This window comes from Bradyrhizobium sp. UNPA324 (assembly GCF_006658635.1).
Classification (GTDB): Bacteria; Pseudomonadota; Alphaproteobacteria; order Rhizobiales; family Xanthobacteraceae; genus Bradyrhizobium; species Bradyrhizobium nanningense.
The window spans coordinates 27,772-44,595 of the sequence record NZ_LFJD01000004.1 but is presented as its reverse complement, the minus strand read 5'-3'; the positions used below and the strand labels follow the sequence as shown (position 1 = coordinate 44,595).

Here is a 16,824-nt window from a genome sequence, read left to right as displayed (position 1 = left end):
CGATTTCGGAATATTCGTATTGTGTCCTGTTTTGCCCGGACGCGTCAACCGCGTCGCCGCTTCTTCGGGCCTGCTCGCGTAAGCCTTTGATTTCGCTGGTCCCGGCTACTGTGCATGGGGTTGTTTTTCAGCTTTTGATTTGAGGGCGCCGTCGCGCAAGGCGCCTCGCGGGCCGTCAGCCCTGCCGAAAACCCATCCGGAATGCGCCCCAGTGCTTGCCGCGGACTATGATCGGTGAGGACAGATCCTTCATCAGCACGAACTGCCCGCCGCCCATGTCGCGGCGGTAGGTCTGGAGCAGGAACGGCTTGGTGTTGCCTGCGACCTTCTTCACGGTGCGATCGTTGAACAGGCGGCGGTTGCGGCAATTGGCGTTATTCCAGACCGGGTCCTTGCCCTGCGGCAGGCGGTAGTTCGGATTGTGGGTCGGCAGGTAGCCGCTCCGCGCCCAGGCCACGCAGTAGACGATGCGCGGATCCGATTTCTGGATCGGGTCCTGGATCGCGGGCAGCACGCGGTCGGTGAACTCGACGTAGTTGGTGAGGTATTGCTTCGGATCGGTGCCGGGAATTTCGCGATAGGTCTCGTCGAGCAGCTGCTCGAGCGTGATGTCGCCGCGATCGATGGCGGCGTCGAACTCGGCCGAGATCCGCTTCGCGGTCTCGACCACGATTCGGATCAGCGGCGTGTCCGACGTTTCCACGCCGCTGTCGGCGATCAGTGCGATCAGGCCTTCGGATGTGTCGAGCAGTTTCGCCACCCGCTCGTCGGCATTCTTGAGGTCACGCGAGGAGAGGTCGACGCCCTTGGCGAGCTCGTTGAGCTCGCTGATGACGGTGTCGCAATGGCCGAGATTGGAGGTCGCCGCGCGCGTGACGCTGCCGATCTCCGCTTCCACCGATGCAAATCCCTGCTGGACGCGCGAGATGATGCCGGAAATCTGCTGGGCGCCTTCGCCCGCGGTCTTGGCGCGCTGCGAGGCGTCGCTGCTCTCGCCGATCAGGCCTTCGATCTGGCCGTCGAGATCGCGCACGGTGTCGGAGATCTGGTGCGTGGCCTGGCGGGTGGCTTCCGCGAGGTTCTTCACTTCGCTTGCGACCACCGCGAAGCCGCGGCCGGCATTGCCGGCGCGGGCGGCTTCGATGGTCGCGTTCAGGGCGAGCAGATTGGTCTGCTTGGCGATCGCCTCGATCGAGCCGGACACTTTCGCGACCTGCGCCAGCGCCGAGCCGACCGCGCTGAGGCGCGCCTCGATCCGCTCCACGGCTGCGACCAGCTCGGAGATATGGCTGACTGCGGTGTCGACGGCGCTGCGTGACTGCGCGATCTCGCCGACCGCCGCTGACGTGGTGGTTTGCACGGCCTGCGATGCATTGGCGATGTCGTGGTTGGCCGAGACCATCGTCTCGGCCGTCTTCTGCAGGTGATGGAAGCGTTCCGACTGGTTTGCGACGCGGGTTGCGACTTCCTGGACGTTGCCGGCAATATCGGCGAGTTCCACGCCGAGGCCGCCGATGCGGTCGGCGAGCTGATCAATCAGCCGTTCGGCCAGCGTCCGGTTGGATGCGGTGTCCAATACTGCAAGTTGTGCGGCGGACATGTCTTGGGCTTCCTCCAGTCAGAGCCGTTCGCCGGCCCTCCGCGGCATTCCCATTCCAGCTGCGACTTAGAGGATGATTCGGGGACGGCGTCTTGCCTGAGCGTGCACTACAGTTTGTAGGCGGTGCGGAATCCGCCCCAGTGCCGGCCCTGCACGCGGATCGGGACGTCGATCTCGCGCATCATGACCGTGTTGCCGTTGCCCATGTCGCGCGCATAGCTCTGGACCATGTACGATCGCAGGTTGCGCGCGGCAGCTAACCCCGCCGGATCGTTGAATATCCGCCGGTTGCGGCTGTTGGCCGTATTCCAGGCGACGTCGCCCGGCCGCTGCGGATGCGAATAGATCTTGTTGTGCACCGGCAGGAAGCCGTTGCGGTCGACCATGGCGCAGAACGCCATGCGCGGGTCCTTTGCCAGAAAGGCTTCCTGGAACGGCGGCAGGGCGCGGTCGGCCCAGTCGAGATATTTCGTGCGGTATTGCTGCGGATTGGTGCCGGCGATCTCGGCATAGTCGGTGTCGAAAAGGTCGTCGATCCTGACCTCGCCGCGGGCAACGGCCTGCTCGAAGATCTTCGTCAACGCGTTGCCCGCCTCCATGGCGCGGGTGACGAACTCCGTGTTCTCTTCGTGGATCGACCAGAGCTTGTCCTCGATCTTTTCGCGGAGCTCGGCATTGGGGCCGGCGAACTGCGCGCGGGCGCCGGCCTTGGACTGCTCGATCACGCGCAGGCGACAGGCGCCGACGTCTTCGAGAGTGCCTTCGATCGTCGCTTGCGGTGCAAGCCGGCTTGCGTCCGCGCCGCCGATCAGCACGCTGTCCATCGAGATTTCATAGACCGGCATCACGCCGCGCGTCGTCTCGAATTTGAGATGGCAGGGCAGCTGCTCGGTCTTGCGGCGATCGTCGTGCTCGCTCTGGCGCAGCAGCACGGCGCAGCGCGACTTCAGCTTTTGCGCGAAGGTGGTGACGGCCTTGCCGGCACTGGCGACGTTCTCGCCATGGCTCTCGGCTGCCTTCGTCGCGGCGTCGATCTCGGCCGCGCTCTCCCCGACCGAGACGATGAACTCCGAGGCGCTCGCGGCGTTACCGGAGACTTCGCTGGTGGTGGCGTTCTGTTCGGCGACCGCCCCGTTGACGGTCTCGAACACCGGGCGGATCGCCTCGATCGCCTGCGAAATGCGGTGCACGGCATCCGCAGAGCCGGCGGCGTCGCGCTGAAGTGCGTCGATCTTCTTTGTGATCTCTTCCGTCGCGCCTTGCGTCTGCACCGCGAGGGCCTTGACCTCGGTTGCGACGACCGCGAAGCCTTTTCCCGCAGCGCCCGCGCGTGCAGCCTCGATCGTCGAATTGAGTGCGAGCAGCGTCGTCTGCCGCGCGATCTGCGCGATCAGATTGACGACGTTGCCGATGGCGGCAGAGGATTCGCGCAAGCGATCGACATTGGCGCGGGCTTCCTGCGCCGCGGCGCTGGCCTCGTCGGCGAGCTTGCCGGCCTCGCGAACCTGCGCCCCGATTCCCAGCGCGGATTGGGTGAACTTGTCGGCGGCATGGGCGAAGGTGGATGCGGTCGATTGCGCGGCGTTGGTGCGGCCGGTCAGGGCATCTGTGCGGTCACGAATGGCGGCCAGCGTTGTCGCGGTCGCTTCGGCGCCGCCGGCCACCGAATTGGCGGCGCGTTCGAGCTGGCGGATCATGGCGCCGAGCTCGAGTTCCAGCAGCTCCAGGATTTCCCGCGCCGAATCAGTTTCGGCCGCGGCAGCGGGCTCGGAAGGGGTCGCCGGCTGCGGAGCCGCGGGGGCGGCCGCAGGCGCAGCCTGGTCCGATAGCCGCTTCCGAAATAGTCCGAACGCCATCAGCTCTCTCTTGTCGGGGAACGGTCGGACGCTATTTTCGCAGGTCGGAATGAAATCAGGGTTAACAATGCCCGATCTCTAGGCATCGGCCATTATGGCGGCTACCTTTACAGTGCTACCTTAGGGCAGCAGATCCCTTTGATTCCGGTGGGGTGGCGGCCTATAAGGCCGCGCTTCCCACGCTCATCTTTGGCTGACGATTCCTCAAGAGACCACGCATGGCCGGACATTCCCAATTCAAGAACATCATGCACCGCAAGGGGCGGCAGGATGCCCAGAAGTCGAAGCTGTTCGGCAAGCTGGCGCGGGAAATCACGGTCGCCGCCAAGCTCGGCACGCCCGACCCTGGCATGAACCCCCGTCTGCGCGCCGCCGTGATCGCCGCGCGCCAGGAGAACATGCCGAAGGACAATATCGAGCGCGCCATCAAGAAGGCGCTCGGCAGCGATGGCGAGAACTATGACGAGATCCGCTACGAGGGTTATGGCCCCGGCGGCGTCGCCGTCATCGTCGAGGCGCTGACCGACAACCGCAACCGCGCCGCCTCCGACATCCGCTCCTTCTTCACCAAGTCCGGCGGCAATCTCGGCGAAACCGGCTCGGTCTCCTTCATGTTCGATCGCACCGGCGTCATCGAATACGACCGCGCCGTTGCTTCCGACGACGCCGTGCTCGATGCCGCGATCGAAGCCGGCGCCGACGACGTCGTCTCCGGCGAAGGCGGCCACGAGATCTACGCCTCGACCGAAGGTTATCGCGACGTCGCCAAGGCGCTGGAGGCCAAGTTCGGCGAACCGCGCAAAGCCGCGCTGATCTGGAAGCCGCAGAACACTGTTACGGTCGACGACGAGACCGGCGAGAAGCTGCTCAAGCTGATGGATTTGCTCAACGAGCACGACGACGTCCAGAACGTCTACGCCAATTTCGAGGTGTCGGACGCGCTGATGGCGAAGATGGGTGGCTGAAGTCGTTCTCGTGTCCCGGACGCGCTGCAGCGTGAAACGCTGCTGCGCAGAGCCGGGACCCACTGTTCGCTAGGGATCGGTGGCAAAATGGGCCCCGGTTCAGCGCCGCACCGCTTCGCGCTGCGTCGCGCCCGGGGCACGAGACCGCCTTTCCCCTGTTACTTCCGTTCTGTTTCTGTTTCCCTGCGCCCGGCCAGCCGCTATCACTGGCCCATGACTGCGCTCCCGATTCGTGGCCCCGTTCGCATCATCGGCATCGACCCCGGCCTGCGCCGCACCGGTTGGGGCGTGATCGAGGCTGACGGCAACCGCCTGATCTATGTGGCCTGCGGCTCGGTGGAACCCCCGAGCGACCTGCCGCTGTCGAGCCGGCTGCTCGCGATCCATGCAGGGCTCGCGGCCGTGCTCTCGAACCATCAGCCAACGGAAGCCGCGGTCGAGCAGACCTTCGTCAACAAGGACGGCGTCGCCACACTCAAACTCGGTCAGGCCCGCGGCGTCGCCATGCTGGCGCCCGCAATGTTCGGCATCTCGGTCGCCGAATACGCGCCCAATCAGGTCAAGAAGACCGTCGTCGGCGCCGGTCACGCCGAGAAAGCCCAGATCGCGATGATGTTGAAGATCCTGCTGCCGAAGGCCGAGCCGCCGTCAGCCGACGCCGCCGACGCGCTCGCCATCGCCATCACCCACGCCCATCACCGCCAGAGCACGGCACTCAGGTTGAGGGTGGCGAGCCTATGATCGGCAAGCTCAAGGGCCTGATCGATTCCTACGGCGAGGATTTCGTCATCCTCGACGTCGGCGGCGTCGGCTATCAGGTGCACTGCTCCTCGCGCACGCTGCAGCATCTGCCCTCGCCCGGCGAGGCCGCCGTGCTCTCGATCGAGACCTACGTCCGCGAAGATCAAATCAAACTGTTCGGCTTCCGCACCGATCAGGAGCGCGAATGGTTTCGCCTGCTCCAGACCGTGCAGGGCGTCGGCGCCAAGGTTGCGCTCGCCGTGCTCGGCACGCTGGCGCCGGCCGATCTCGCCAATGCGATTGCGCTGCGCGACAAGGCAGCGGTGTCGCGCACGCCCGGCGTCGGCCCCAAGGTCGCCGAGCGCATCGTCACCGAACTGAAGGACAAGGCGCCGGCCTTCGCCAATGTCGATCCCGCCGTCGTGCACCTCGCCGGTGCCGTCGACGACCATCGCGCACCGCGTCCGGTAGCGGACGCGATCTCCGCGCTGGTCAATCTCGGCTACGGCCAGCCGCAGGCCGCCGCGGCCATCGCGTCGGCCTCGCGTAGCGCGGGCGAAGGTGCCGAGACGGCGCAGCTCATTCGCCTCGGCCTGAAGGAATTGGCTAAGTGAGCGATCCCAAAGCCAGCCGCATGGTCTCGCCCGAGCGCCGCAGCGACGATGTCGGCGACACCGCGCTGCGGCCGCAATCGCTGTCCGATTTCGTCGGCCAGCAGCAGGCGCGCAAGAACCTCTCCATCTTCATCGAGGCGGCGCGCAAGCGTGGCGAGGCGCTGGATCACGTGCTGTTCGTGGGTCCGCCGGGACTCGGCAAGACCACGCTGGCGCAGATCGTGGCGAAAGAGCTCGGCGTCGGCTTTCGCGCCACCTCAGGGCCAGTGATCGCCAAGGCCGGCGATCTCGCCGCGCTGCTGACCAATCTCGAAGAGCGCGACGTGCTCTTCATCGACGAGATTCATCGCCTGAGCCCGGCGGTGGAAGAGGTGCTCTATCCTGCGATGGAGGACTTTCAGCTCGACCTCATCATCGGCGAGGGCCCGGCGGCGCGCTCGGTCAAGATCGAGCTGTCGAAATTCACGCTCGTCGGCGCCACCACGCGCGCCGGCCTGCTCACCAATCCCTTGCGCGATCGCTTCGGCATTCCGGTGCGGCTGAATTTCTACACCATCGAGGAATTGGAAAGCATCGTCAGCCGCGGCGCGCGCGTGCTCAATGTCGGCATGAGCGCGGACGGCGCCAACGAGATCGCGCGCCGCGCCCGCGGCACGCCGCGCATCGCCGGGCGCCTGCTCCGTCGCGTGCGCGACTTCGCCTCGGCGGCCGATGCGGACAAGATCGATCGCAAGATCGCAGACCACGCGTTGAGCGCGCTCGAGGTCGACGCCGCGGGCCTCGACGCCATGGATCGCCGCTATCTCACGACCATCGCGATGAACTATGGCGGCGGCCCGGTCGGCGTCGAGACCATGGCCGCGGCACTGTCCGAGCCGCGCGACGCGATCGAGGACATCATCGAGCCGTATCTGATCCAGTGCGGCTACCTCCAGCGTACTCCGCGCGGCCGCTTGCTCACCTCGCATGCCTTCCGCCATCTCGGCATCGCCGAGCCGTCGCGCGATGCGGCGGCACAGTTCGGCCTGTTCGGGACGGATGAGAGCGACGACTGATCTGCGCAAACGCCGCGCGCTCCTTTTGTCATGAATTTCCGGTCATCTCGTGCAGACGATCTGCACGAGCGCACCCCAATTCCGCTCCAATCGGACCGCATCAAGAGGGCGCATCTCGATCGGGTTTCCATGATCACGCGGCGTCATTTCATTCGTTCCATCGGCGGCCTGTCCGCCCTCGGCGTTTCGACCGCTGCCTACGGCGTCGGCGTCGAGCCGGTGCTGCGGCTCCGCGTCACCCGCTATCATCCGACGCCGCGGCAATGGCCTGCGGATCTTCCGCTGAAGATCGCCGCCATCGCCGACATCCATGCCTGCGATCCCTGGATGTCGCTGGAGCGGATCGAGGGCATCGTCGAGCGCACCAATGCGCTGAAGGCCGACCTCGTCGTGCTGCTCGGCGATTACGTCGCCGGTCTTCACCAGGTCACGCGCCTCATTCCGTCGCGCGAATGGGCGAGGGTGCTGGCCGGCCTCAAGGCGCCGCTCGGCGTCCATGCGGTGATGGGCAATCACGATTATTGGGACGACAAGACCGTGCAGCGCGCGGGGCACGGGCCAACCATCGCGCATCGGGCGCTGGAGGCAGCCGGCATTCCCGTCTACGAGAACGACGTCGTGCGCCTTTCCAAGGACGGTCGCCCGTTCTGGCTTGCCGGGCTCGGCGATCAGCTGGCCTACTATCCCGCAAAGCGCTTTGGCCGCGCCCACAGGCTTGGTGCCGACGATCTCGCAGGCACGCTGGCGAAGGTCACCGACGATGCGCCGGTCATCCTGCTCGCACATGAACCCAACATCGCGCCACTGGTACCTGCGCGCGTCGCGCTGCAATTGTCCCGCCACACCCATGGCGGCCAGGTTCGCTTGCTCGGCTGGTCGCCGGCCGTCTCGCCGAAACACGGCGTCCGCCTCGCCTATGGTCACTTCCGGCTGAAATGCGACCTCATCGTTTCCGGCGGCCTCGGTTGCAGCATCATGCCGGTCCGCGTCGGCGTGCCGCCTGAGATCGTCGAGGTGACGCTGGGAAGGTCAGGGCTGGTTGTGTCCTGACAGGCTTGCGCGGTCGGCCGTTTTTGCGCAGAACGGGGTCGGTTACCGACAAGCGAAGAGGCTCGCGACGTGACAGCTCATCTCGACGGCGAGATCCGCGACGGCCGGCACCACATGCAGGTCCGCGTCTATTACGAGGACACGGATTTTTCCGGCATCGTCTATCACGCCAATTATCTGCGCTACATGGAGCGTGGACGCACCAATCATCTGCGCTTGATGGGCGCCGAGCAGCAGGCGCTGTTCGAGCAGGCCGAGACGGAAGGCACGGGCTTCGCCTTCGTGGTGCGCTCGATGCATCTGGATTTCCTCAAGCCCGCGCGGATGGACGACGTGCTCGACGTCGTGACCTGGCCGGTCGCGGTGAAGGGCGCCTCGATCATGCTGGCGCAGGAGGTGCGGCGCGGTGAAGACGTGCTGGTGAAAGCCGAGGTCCGCGTCGCCTTCATCAGCGGCGGCCGCGCCCAGCCGATCCCGAAATCGATCCGCACGCTGATGAAGGCCGATTTGGTTTCGTGATCGCCCGATAAGTGATCGCCTGATTTGTGATAGCCTATCGACTCCGTCAAACGGGGCGATAGATTGCGGCCTCAATCAACCGATGAGGCCACCATGTCGCGCCCGCCGCTTCCGCCGTTCACCCGTGAGACCGCAGCGCAAAAGGCGCGCATGGCAGAGGACGCCTGGAATTCACGCGACCCGGTGCGCGTCTCGCTCGCCTACACCGAGGACAGCCGCTGGCGCAATCGCTCCGAGGTGTTTCAGGGCCGCGAAGCGATCGTCGCCTTCCTCACCCGCAAATGGGAGAAGGAGCAGGACTATCGCCTGATCAAGGACCTCTGGGCCTTCGACGAGAACCGCATTGCGGTGCGTTTCCAGTACGAGTGGCACGATGGAAACGGCCAGTGGTATCGCTCCTACGGCAACGAGCAGTGGGAGTTCGACGAGCACGGCCTGATGAAACGGCGCGAGGCGTCGATCAACGACATCGCGATTGCGGAAAAGGATCGCCGGTTTCACTGGCCGGCGCCGGGGCCACGGCCGGCCGATGTCGCGGGACTGGGAAGCGATCCGTTTTGAAGAACTCTCACTCCTCATGGTGAGGAGCCGCGAAGCGGCGTCTCGAACCATGCAGGCCCCGCTGCCGCAGTGGGGCCTCGATCCTTCGAGACGCGCGCGAAGAGCGCGCTCCTCAGGATGAGGGGATGGATTTGCGTGCCAGAAACCGCGTAATTGCCCCACCGAGCTTCGCGTTGTCCATCGGCTCCGCCAGCGATGCTCGCGCTGTTGCGACGACATCGTCCGGCGCCTTGCCGTCGCGCAACTCGCAGCATATTTGCGCGAACTCGACGTCGAACTCCGGGTGCGGCTGCACGGTCAGCGTCGTGCCGTTAGCGTAGAGCAGACCGGCATGCGGGGCGAACTCCGACGACAGGATCGTCAGCGCATCGTTCGGGGGTTCAATCACCTGGTCCTGATGCGAGGCGGCGATCGCAATGGCTTCGCCGTCGACGACGCCGTTCTCCGGCAGCACTTGATAGACGTGCCGGCCGATGCCCCAGCCCTTCTCCGACTTGCGCACGGTGCCGCCGAGCGCCTGGGCGATCAGCTGATGACCGAAGCAGACGCCGACCATCGGTGTCTTGCTGGCGTAGGCGGCCCGCACGAAATCTTCCAGCGGCGCGATCCAGTCGAGGCCGTCATAGACTCCGGCAGCGGCGCCGGTGATCAGGACGGCCTCGAGCTTGCTCGGATCGGGAAGCGTATCGCCATTCGGGATGCTGATGACCTCGATTGTGGCGGCCGGGTCCTCGGTGCGGACCATGCGGGCGAACATATCGGGAAAGGAACCGTGGCGCCCGCGGTATTTTTCCGGGACCTCTCCGGTCTCGATGATGGTGATGCGTGCCATGTGCCTCCCAAAGTCAAAGGTTGCGAAGCTCAGTCGCTTTCTGCCCCATGTTGCTGGTGTGGCGCTGTGCGCGCCAGCAGCGTGCTCTCATTGCGGACCTCGTTAAGAAAAGCCTTGGCGAGGCGCGACAGCGGCTCGGCTTCCGACCATAGCATATAGGCGACCGCGTGCGTCGTCGGCGCGAACGGCCGCACCACGAGGCCGCTGCCGCCGTTCTGCCGCGGCGAGAACGGGTCGACCACCGCGGCGCCGACGCCGGCGGCAGCCAGCACGCAGGCCGTGTTGCAATAGCGCACCTCGACGGTCGGCTGGAACGGCGCACCGGCCCGGGCAAAGCTGTCGCGCACGGCTTCGCCGAGCCGTGTGCCGCGCTCCAGCCCGATGAAGGGCAGGCCGGAAAGGTCGGAAGCGGAGATCACCGGCCTGTCAACGAGGGGATGCTGCTGCGGCAGCACGCAGACCATCTCACCCGTGTGTACCACCTCATGCGCGATGCCGGGATGATGCGTCAGGCCGAGCGCGAAGCCGAGCTCGGCGACGCGGCTGAGCACGCCCTCGATGATGCCCTCATAGCGGCGCACGTCGAAGAACACGCGGGTCCCCGGGCGGCGGCGCAGGAAGCCTGACAGCGCGGACGGAATGATGCTGTAGGCGAGCGGCGGCGTCGCCACGATGGCAAGATGGCCGGAGCGGTTCTCGCGCAGATCGCGCACACGGTTCTCCAGCTTGGCGTGCAGCGCGAAGATGGCTTCGCTCTCCTTGTAGAGCGCCATCGCTTCCGCGGTCGGAAACAGCCGGTTGTTGACCCGCTCGAACAATGCAAAGCCCGCCTGCGCCTCCATCGTCTTCAGCGCATTGCTGACCGCGGGCTGCGACAGTGCCAGCTCGTCCGCTGCCGCCACCGTGGTGCGGTGGCGGATGACGGCACGCAGGATCTCGAGCTGACGCAGGTTCATATCACTGCCGGTTATACTCAGGGCCAAAACATCATAGCAGAACGAATTGATTTTGCAGCCCCGCTCGCCCGTAATGGCAGCGGATTTGCGCGTCGCATCAATGGGTTCGTTCGCCCATTGAGGCAGCACTGCGCACAGATTGGAGGCAATCTTGGTTCGCGTCCTTCGCGCCGCCGCTGCCCAGATGGGGCCGACGCAAAAAGCCGATACGCGCGAGCATACGTTGTGGCGGATGCTGGCATTGCTGGAGGAGGCGGCCGGCCGCGGCGCCAGCCTCGTGGTGTTTCCCGAGCTTGCCTTCACCACCTTCTTTCCGCGCTGGCTGCTGGAGGGCGAAGCGCTCGACCGTTATTTCGAGCGCGGCATGCCGAACCCGGCGGTGGCCAAGCTGTTCGATCGCGCGCGAGCGCTGCGCGTCGGCTTCTATGTCGGCTATGCCGAGCTGACGCCGGAAGGCCGGCGCTACAATTGCTCCATCCTGGTCGATCGCGACGGCGAGATTTTGGGCCGCTATCGCAAGGTGCATCTGCCGGGTTCGGTCGAGCCTCGCGAGGGCGCACGCTATCAGCAGCTCGAGAAGCGCTATTTTGAGTATGGCGACCTCGGCTTTCCCGCTTTCCGCGCGGGATCGGCCTGGGCTCATGCCATCATGGGCATGATGATCTGCAACGATCGGCGCTGGCCGGAATCCTGGCGCGTGCTCGGTCTGCAAGGCGTCGAGCTCGTCTGCATCGGCTACAATTCGGCCGCCTACGATCCCAATGGCGGCACGACCGAAGACGGCGCCTTGCGTACCTTCCACTCGACCTTGGTGACGCAGGCCAATGCCTACATGAACGCGACCTGGGCGATCTCGGTGGCGAAGGCGGGTGAGGAGGACGGCTCCGGGCTGATCGGCGGCTCCTGCATCGTCGATCCAAATGGCCGCATCGTCGCGCAGGCGCAGACGCTCGCCGATGAGGTAATCGTTGCCGACATCGATCTCGATCTGTGCCGCCAGGGCAAGGACAAGATGTTCAATTTCGCCGCCCATCGGCGGCCCGAGCAATACAGGGTGATCACCGAACGCGCCGGCGTCATCGAGCCGGCCGTTCTCGACGCGGACTGACCAAATGGCACGGCGTTGGCAATAGGACCGGCCAACCGTTGGCAAAGGAGCTGACATGACACGCCTCTCGCATTTCCTTGGGCTGGCAGCCCTGGCCGCCGTGACGTCGGCGCAAGCGGCCGAGCTTCCGGCGGAAATCAGGCAGGCGGGCACGCTGAAGCTCACGGTCAACTCCACCTACGCGCCGATGGAATATCGCGATCCCGCGACGGGCGAGCTGGTCGGGCTCGACATCGATCTTGCGAGCGAGCTCGCCAAGCGGCTCGGCAGCCTGAAGATCGTCTGGAGCGAGACGCCGTTCGCCGAGCTGATCCCCTCGCTCCAGACCAAGCGTGCCGATTTCATCATCTCCGGCATTTCCGACCGCGCCTCGCGGCGCGAGACCGCCGATTTCGTCGACTATCTTGCGACCGGCCCGCAGTTCTTCGTGATGGCGGACAATGCGGCCAAGGACGCAACCGATCTCTGCGGCAGGAAGGTCGGCACCACCCGCAGCACCAGCTTTCCGGTTGAGATCGAGAAGTGGAGCAAGCAAAATTGCGAGCCGACCGGCAAACCGGCGATCCAGTACGTGCCCGGTGAGAACTCGATCGACGTCCGCAACCAGCTCAAGCAGGGGCGCATCGATGCCGCCGTGCAGGGCAGCGAGACGCTGCCATATGCCCAGACGCAGGAGCCCGGCAAATACCGCGTCGTCGGCGAGCCCTTCGCCAAAGGTTATCAAGGCATCATGTTCCGCAAGGACGATGCAGCCTTGCGCGAGGCGGTCACGGAAAAACTCGCGGCGATGATCGCTGACGGCTCCTACAAGGCGATTCTCGACAAATGGGGGCTGGGCGCCAACGCTATCGCAAAACCCATGCTGAACGCGGCGCCGCAATGAAGCCGGCGCCGGCACTCGCGGAGGGGTTTCCCGATCTGTCGGGGATGCGGATCGCGCGCGAGCCGCACTGGTTTCGCTGGCTCAGCGCGGCCCTGATCGTGCTCGTGCTGGCCGCGATCGTGCGCGCCTTCGCGGGCGGCCAGATCGAATGGTCCTATGTCAGCCGTTTCCTGACCGCAAAGGTCATCCTCGAAGGCATCGTCAACACCATGGTGATGGCGGTGCTGGCAATGGCGCTCGGGATCTTCCTCGGCATCGTCGTGGCGATCATGCGGCTGTCGTCCAATCCGGTGCTGAAGACGGTCGCGGCCGGTTACACCTGGCTGTTCCGCGGCACCCCGCTGATCCTGCAATTGCTGCTGTGGTTCAATCTCGCGCTGGTGTTTCCGACCATCGGCATTCCCGGCCTGTGGAGTGCGCGCGCCGTCGACGTCATGACGCCGTTCCTCGCCGCGCTGCTCGGGCTCGGCATCAACCAGGGCGCCTACACCTCCGAGGTGATGCGCGCCGGCATGCTGTCGGTCGATATCGGGCAATATGAAGCGGCGCAGGCGATCGGCATGGGGCGGCTGCGCGCGCTGCGGCGGATCGTGCTGCCGCAGGCGATGCGGGTGGTGATTCCGCCGCTCGGCAACGAGTTCATCGGCATGGTGAAGGCGACCTCGCTCGCCAGCGTCATTCAATATCCCGAGCTGCTGCACAACGCCGAAAACATCTATTACGCCAATTCCCGCGTCATCGAGCTCTTGATCGTCGCCGGGCTCTGGTACCTGCTCGTGGTCTCGATCCTGACCCCGCTCCAGATGCTGCTCGAACGCCGCTTTGCCCGCGGCACATTGCGGCTGGCGCGATGACAAAGCCCCTGGTCGCGATCCGCTCCGTAGCCAAGAATTTTGGAGAGTTCCAGGCTCTCAGAAGCGTCTCGCTCGACGTCTGGCCCGGCGAGGTGATGTGCCTGATCGGCGCCTCCGGCTCCGGCAAGACCACGCTGCTCCGCTGCATCAACCAGCTCGCCACGATCGATGCCGGCGGCATCTGGCTCGATGGCGAGCTGCTCGGGGTGCGCGAGCAGGGCGGGAAGCTCCATCGCCTCAGCGAGCGCGAGATGGGGCGGCAGCGGCTCAAGACCGGCATGGTGTTCCAGCGCTTCAATCTGTTCCCGCACAAGACCGCGCTGGAGAACATCATCGAAGGTCCGGTCCAGGTTCAGGGACGCAAGGTCGAGGAAGTGCGCGCCGAAGCACTCGAGTTGCTCCGCCGCGTTGGATTGTCCGCGAAGGCGGACTGGTATCCGGCCCAGCTCTCCGGCGGCCAGCAGCAGCGCGTCGCGATCGCGCGAGCGCTCGCCATGAAGCCGATGCTGATGCTGTTCGACGAGCCGACCAGCGCGCTCGATCCCGAACTCGTCGGCGAGGTGCTCGCCGTCATGAAGGAATTGGCGAAGAGCGGCATGACCATGATGGTGGTGACGCACGAGCTCGGCTTTGCGCGCGAGGTCGCGGACCGCGTCGTCTACATGGACCAGGGCGCGATCGTGGAGCAGGGGCGCGCCTGCGACGTGTTGGGCGCGCCGCGCGAGGCGCGAACCAAGGCATTTCTTGCGGCTGTGATCTGAATGGGGGCGTGTTGATGAAGAGGTTTTTGGTTGCGGCGGCGTTCCTGGGTGCCATGAGCTTGCCGGTGATGGCGATCGAGCTGCCCGCGGAGATCGCCAAGCGCGGCAGCATCAAGGTGGCGCTGGTGCCGAACTATCCGCCGATGGAGTTCCGCGATCCCGCCACCAACGCGCTCTCCGGCTTCGATGTCGAGTTCGGTGAGGCGATCGGCCGCAAGCTCGGCCTCAAGATCGAATGGCAGGAGACCAGCTTTGCCGAGTTCATGCCGTCGATCGCGACGGGGCGGGCGGATGCGATCCTGTCGGGCTTCACCGACTATGCGAGCCGGCATGAGACCGCGACCTTCGTCGACTATCTTCGCAGCGGCCCGCGCTTCTTCGTGCAGCAATCGCGTGCGGCGGAGTTCAAGGATGCCGCCGCGCTCTGCGGCAAGAAGGTCGGTGCCAGCCGCCGCACCATGTTCCCGGCCCAGATCGCGGCGTGGAGCGAGAAGAGCTGCGGCAGCAATCCGATCGTGTTCGTCGGCACCGACGGCTCGGCGGATGCCCGCACCCAGCTCAGGCAGGGGCGTATCGACGCCGCCGTGCAAGGCGATGAGACGCTGCCCTACATCATGGATCAGGAGCCCGGCGCCTATGCGCCGGTGGGCCAGACCCTTGCGCAGCAATTCACCGGCATTGCCCTGCCGGTGAAGGAGAAGGCGCTTCATCAGGCGATGCTGGAGGCGGTCGATGCGCTGATCGCGGACGGCACTTACAAGACCCTGCTGGCGAAGTGGAAACTGAGCGATAACGCAATCGAGAAGGCGACCATCAATGCTGGACAGTAAGGCACTCCAGAGCATCCCGCTCGTCCCCGCCAATACCGCCGATCCGGCGCCGGACTATCCCTGGCCGAAGCCGTATAATTCGGCGATGTTCCTGTCGTTCGACGTGGACGCGGAGAGCGCGTGGACCAGCAAGGACGCAGTGCATGCGCAGAGGCTGATCACCATGAGCTATGGCGGTTATGAGGCGCGCGTCGGCACGCCGAAGCTGCTGGAGCTGCTGGATCAGCTCGATCTCAAGGCGACGTTCTTCGTGACGGGGTGGTCGGTCGATGCGCATCCGGCGATGGCCGAGTCGATCCTCAAGGCCGGCCACGAGATCGGCCATCACGGCTATCATCATCTGCTGCCTGATCCGGGCGATCCCTGGATCGAGGAGGAGCTGGAACGTGGCTTCGAGGCGCTGAAGCGCCGGCTCGGCGTCAAGCCGACCGGTTACCGCGCGCCTTACGGCGAGTTCACCGAGGAGCTGCGCGTCGCGCTGGTGCGTCACGGCATCGTCTATACGTCGTCGTTCCGCGATGACGTCAGGCCCTATCGCCATCGTCTCGCCGACGGCAAGCCTGGCACGATCGAGCTGCCAGTCACGGCGAGCTACGATGACTGGATGCACGGCCTGTCCGGACGCTTCAGCCCGCGCTCGATCTTTCCCAAGGAGCATGTGCTCTCAATGTGGAAGGACGAGCTGGACGAGGTCCGCGACTGGGGCGCGATGGTCACGACCGTGCTGCATCCGCAGTGCAGCGGCCGGCCGATGCGGCTGCGCCTGCTGCGCGAGTTCCTCACTTACGCAATGTCGTGCCCCGACGTCTGGATTACCACGGGTGAGAAGATCGCGGAAAACTTCCTGCGCCACGAGGCGGCGAGCCGTTGAGTCCCGTCATGAGCCGTCGCCGCATCCTCGTCATCAACCCCAACTCCTCGGCGTCGGTGACGGCGGCGATCGACGACGCGGTTGCGCCGCTGCGGATCGCCGGCGGGCCTGACATCGAGGTGACCGGGCTTCCCGAGGGCCCGCCGGGCATCAGCTCGCAGCGCGATGCCGACAGCGTGGTGATGCCGCTGGTCAATCGCGTCACGCGCGACGATGCAGATGCTTTCGTGCTCGCCTGCTTCAGCGATCCCGGCCTGCATGCGGTGCGTGAAGCCGCCGGCGGCCGCCCCGTCATGGGCATCGCCGAGTGCGGCATTTTTCGCGCGCTGATGCTGGGCGAGCGCTTTGGCGTGATCGCGCTGTCGCCGTCGAGCATCCGCCGCCAGCAACGGATGGCGCGGGTGATGGGCGTCGATAGCCGCTATGCCGGAAGCTGGTCGGTCGGCGCGAGCGCAGCGGAAACCGCGGGCGCGGACATTCGTGGACGGTTGATCGATGCCGCCCGCGCCCTGGTCACGCAATGCCGTGCCGATGTCGTGGTGATGGGCTGCGCCGGCATGGTCTCGCATCGTGCGGCGATCGCGGAGGCGATCGGCGTGCCGGTGGTTGAGCCGACGCAACAGGCGGTGGCCGCTGCGATCGGTGCGGTGTTGCTCAATGCGTAACATGCGAATGATGAAGCCGCGTTCTCTTGACACCCGCTCTGGCCGCGCACTCGCTGCGACCTCTCCCGCTTGCGGGAGAGGTCGCGCCGAAGGCGCGGGTGAG

18 protein-coding genes are annotated in these 16,824 nt (G+C 65.6%); 14 read left to right on the top strand and 4 right to left on the bottom strand.

Going from position 1 to position 16,824, the window contains the following annotated elements; translation table 11 throughout:
• Positions 1 to 175: 175 nt before the first annotated feature.
• Positions 176 to 1,600, bottom strand: coding sequence for a methyl-accepting chemotaxis protein (locus tag UNPA324_RS00230; protein ID WP_128922094.1), 1,425 nt, complete (start codon positions 1,598 to 1,600; stop codon positions 176 to 178).
• Between the two features lie 107 nt (positions 1,601 to 1,707).
• Positions 1,708 to 3,456: a methyl-accepting chemotaxis protein gene (locus UNPA324_RS00225; RefSeq protein WP_141932891.1), complete on the bottom strand. Its 1,749-nt coding sequence runs from the start codon at positions 3,454 to 3,456 to the stop codon at positions 1,708 to 1,710.
• A gap of 218 nt (positions 3,457 to 3,674) precedes the next feature.
• Here UNPA324_RS00225 and UNPA324_RS00220 point away from each other — a divergent pair, with 218 nt between their 5' ends.
• From UNPA324_RS00220 to UNPA324_RS00190, 7 genes are all read left to right on the top strand, one after another.
• Positions 3,675 to 4,421 (top strand): YebC/PmpR family DNA-binding transcriptional regulator, encoded by a 747-nt coding sequence (locus tag UNPA324_RS00220; RefSeq protein ID WP_128922092.1) that lies wholly within the window; start codon positions 3,675 to 3,677, stop codon positions 4,419 to 4,421.
• Positions 4,422 to 4,634: 213 nt separating this feature from the next.
• Positions 4,635 to 5,162: a crossover junction endodeoxyribonuclease RuvC gene (gene ruvC, locus UNPA324_RS00215; protein ID WP_141932889.1), complete on the top strand. Its 528-nt coding sequence runs from the start codon at positions 4,635 to 4,637 to the stop codon at positions 5,160 to 5,162.
• Positions 5,159 to 5,776 (top strand): Holliday junction branch migration protein RuvA, encoded by a 618-nt coding sequence (gene ruvA / locus UNPA324_RS00210; RefSeq protein WP_128922090.1) that lies wholly within the window; start codon positions 5,159 to 5,161, stop codon positions 5,774 to 5,776. Before ruvC ends, ruvA begins: the two co-directional genes overlap by 4 nt.
• Positions 5,777 to 5,796: 20 nt before the next feature.
• Positions 5,797 to 6,831 carry a Holliday junction branch migration DNA helicase RuvB gene (gene ruvB / locus UNPA324_RS00205; RefSeq protein ID WP_177237050.1) on the top strand — a complete coding sequence of 345 codons (1,035 nt, stop codon included), beginning with the start codon at positions 5,797 to 5,799 and terminating at the stop codon, positions 6,829 to 6,831.
• Between the two features lie 129 nt (positions 6,832 to 6,960).
• Positions 6,961 to 7,881 carry a metallophosphoesterase gene (locus tag UNPA324_RS00200; RefSeq protein WP_141932887.1) on the top strand — a complete coding sequence of 307 codons (921 nt, stop codon included), beginning with the start codon at positions 6,961 to 6,963 and terminating at the stop codon, positions 7,879 to 7,881.
• A gap of 69 nt (positions 7,882 to 7,950) precedes the next feature.
• Positions 7,951 to 8,400 (top strand): tol-pal system-associated acyl-CoA thioesterase, encoded by a 450-nt coding sequence (gene ybgC, locus UNPA324_RS00195; protein ID WP_128922087.1) that lies wholly within the window; start codon positions 7,951 to 7,953, stop codon positions 8,398 to 8,400.
• 93 nt (positions 8,401 to 8,493) lie between these two features.
• On the top strand, positions 8,494 to 8,961 hold the full coding sequence (locus UNPA324_RS00190; RefSeq protein WP_128922086.1) for a nuclear transport factor 2 family protein: 468 nt from the start codon (positions 8,494 to 8,496) through the stop codon (positions 8,959 to 8,961).
• A 112-nt stretch (positions 8,962 to 9,073) separates the two neighbouring features.
• On the opposite strand, the gene UNPA324_RS00185 is transcribed toward UNPA324_RS00190, so the two are convergent.
• Entirely contained in the window at positions 9,074 to 9,793 is a 720-nt protein-coding gene (locus tag UNPA324_RS00185) for a type 1 glutamine amidotransferase (RefSeq protein ID WP_128922085.1), read from the bottom strand.
• Positions 9,794 to 9,822: 29 nt separating this feature from the next.
• Positions 9,823 to 10,749: a LysR family transcriptional regulator gene (locus UNPA324_RS00180; protein WP_141932885.1), complete on the bottom strand. Its 927-nt coding sequence runs from the start codon at positions 10,747 to 10,749 to the stop codon at positions 9,823 to 9,825.
• Between the two features lie 151 nt (positions 10,750 to 10,900).
• Here UNPA324_RS00180 and UNPA324_RS00175 point away from each other — a divergent pair, with 151 nt between their 5' ends.
• Genes UNPA324_RS00175 through UNPA324_RS00145 form a run of 7 tightly spaced genes read left to right on the top strand, consistent with a single transcriptional unit; the run spans position 10,901 to position 16,721 of the window.
• The gene (locus UNPA324_RS00175; RefSeq protein ID WP_141932883.1) at positions 10,901 to 11,857 is read left to right on the top strand and encodes an N-carbamoyl-D-amino-acid hydrolase; all 957 of its coding nucleotides are present in this window, start codon (positions 10,901 to 10,903) and stop codon (positions 11,855 to 11,857) included.
• Positions 11,858 to 11,912: 55 nt separating this feature from the next.
• Complete coding sequence (locus UNPA324_RS00170; RefSeq protein WP_141932881.1) at positions 11,913 to 12,740, top strand: ABC transporter substrate-binding protein; 828 nt, start codon at positions 11,913 to 11,915, stop codon at positions 12,738 to 12,740.
• Positions 12,737 to 13,594 carry an amino acid ABC transporter permease gene (locus UNPA324_RS00165; RefSeq protein ID WP_181769240.1) on the top strand — a complete coding sequence of 286 codons (858 nt, stop codon included), beginning with the start codon at positions 12,737 to 12,739 and terminating at the stop codon, positions 13,592 to 13,594. The genes UNPA324_RS00170 and UNPA324_RS00165 overlap by 4 nt, the downstream gene beginning before the upstream one ends.
• Complete coding sequence (locus UNPA324_RS00160) at positions 13,591 to 14,355, top strand: amino acid ABC transporter ATP-binding protein (protein ID WP_141932876.1); 765 nt, start codon at positions 13,591 to 13,593, stop codon at positions 14,353 to 14,355. Before UNPA324_RS00165 ends, UNPA324_RS00160 begins: the two co-directional genes overlap by 4 nt.
• Positions 14,356 to 14,369: 14 nt before the next feature.
• Positions 14,370 to 15,185: an ABC transporter substrate-binding protein gene (locus UNPA324_RS00155; protein WP_181769239.1), complete on the top strand. Its 816-nt coding sequence runs from the start codon at positions 14,370 to 14,372 to the stop codon at positions 15,183 to 15,185.
• Complete coding sequence (locus UNPA324_RS00150) at positions 15,172 to 16,056, top strand: polysaccharide deacetylase family protein (protein ID WP_141932871.1); 885 nt, start codon at positions 15,172 to 15,174, stop codon at positions 16,054 to 16,056. The genes UNPA324_RS00155 and UNPA324_RS00150 overlap by 14 nt, the downstream gene beginning before the upstream one ends.
• 8 nt (positions 16,057 to 16,064) lie before the next feature.
• Positions 16,065 to 16,721, top strand: coding sequence for an aspartate/glutamate racemase family protein (locus UNPA324_RS00145; RefSeq protein ID WP_141932869.1), 657 nt, complete (start codon positions 16,065 to 16,067; stop codon positions 16,719 to 16,721).
• Positions 16,722 to 16,824: the final 103 nt, after the last annotated feature.

Excerpts from the sequence above, each read along its gene's own strand:
- UNPA324_RS00180 (WP_141932885.1), bottom strand. The coding sequence starts at position 10,749 with ATGAACCTGCGTCAGCTCGAGATCCTGCGTGCCGTCATCCGCCACCGC.
- ruvC (WP_141932889.1), top strand. The coding sequence starts at position 4,635 with ATGACTGCGCTCCCGATTCGTGGCCCCGTTCGCATCATCGGCATCGAC.
- UNPA324_RS00165 (WP_181769240.1), top strand. The coding sequence starts at position 12,737 with ATGAAGCCGGCGCCGGCACTCGCGGAGGGGTTTCCCGATCTGTCGGGG.
- ruvA (WP_128922090.1), top strand. The coding sequence starts at position 5,159 with ATGATCGGCAAGCTCAAGGGCCTGATCGATTCCTACGGCGAGGATTTC.
- UNPA324_RS00150 (WP_141932871.1), top strand. The coding sequence starts at position 15,172 with ATGCTGGACAGTAAGGCACTCCAGAGCATCCCGCTCGTCCCCGCCAAT.
- UNPA324_RS00160 (WP_141932876.1), top strand. The coding sequence starts at position 13,591 with ATGACAAAGCCCCTGGTCGCGATCCGCTCCGTAGCCAAGAATTTTGGA.
- UNPA324_RS00225 (WP_141932891.1), bottom strand. The coding sequence starts at position 3,456 with ATGGCGTTCGGACTATTTCGGAAGCGGCTATCGGACCAGGCTGCGCCT.
- UNPA324_RS00155 (WP_181769239.1), top strand. The coding sequence starts at position 14,370 with ATGAAGAGGTTTTTGGTTGCGGCGGCGTTCCTGGGTGCCATGAGCTTG.
- UNPA324_RS00170 (WP_141932881.1), top strand. The coding sequence starts at position 11,913 with ATGACACGCCTCTCGCATTTCCTTGGGCTGGCAGCCCTGGCCGCCGTG.
- UNPA324_RS00230 (WP_128922094.1), bottom strand. The coding sequence starts at position 1,600 with ATGTCCGCCGCACAACTTGCAGTATTGGACACCGCATCCAACCGGACG.
- ruvB (WP_177237050.1), top strand. The coding sequence starts at position 5,797 with ATGGTCTCGCCCGAGCGCCGCAGCGACGATGTCGGCGACACCGCGCTG.
- UNPA324_RS00185 (WP_128922085.1), bottom strand. The coding sequence starts at position 9,793 with ATGGCACGCATCACCATCATCGAGACCGGAGAGGTCCCGGAAAAATAC.
- UNPA324_RS00190 (WP_128922086.1), top strand. The coding sequence starts at position 8,494 with ATGTCGCGCCCGCCGCTTCCGCCGTTCACCCGTGAGACCGCAGCGCAA.
- UNPA324_RS00145 (WP_141932869.1), top strand. The coding sequence starts at position 16,065 with ATGAGCCGTCGCCGCATCCTCGTCATCAACCCCAACTCCTCGGCGTCG.
- UNPA324_RS00220 (WP_128922092.1), top strand. The coding sequence starts at position 3,675 with ATGGCCGGACATTCCCAATTCAAGAACATCATGCACCGCAAGGGGCGG.
- UNPA324_RS00200 (WP_141932887.1), top strand. The coding sequence starts at position 6,961 with ATGATCACGCGGCGTCATTTCATTCGTTCCATCGGCGGCCTGTCCGCC.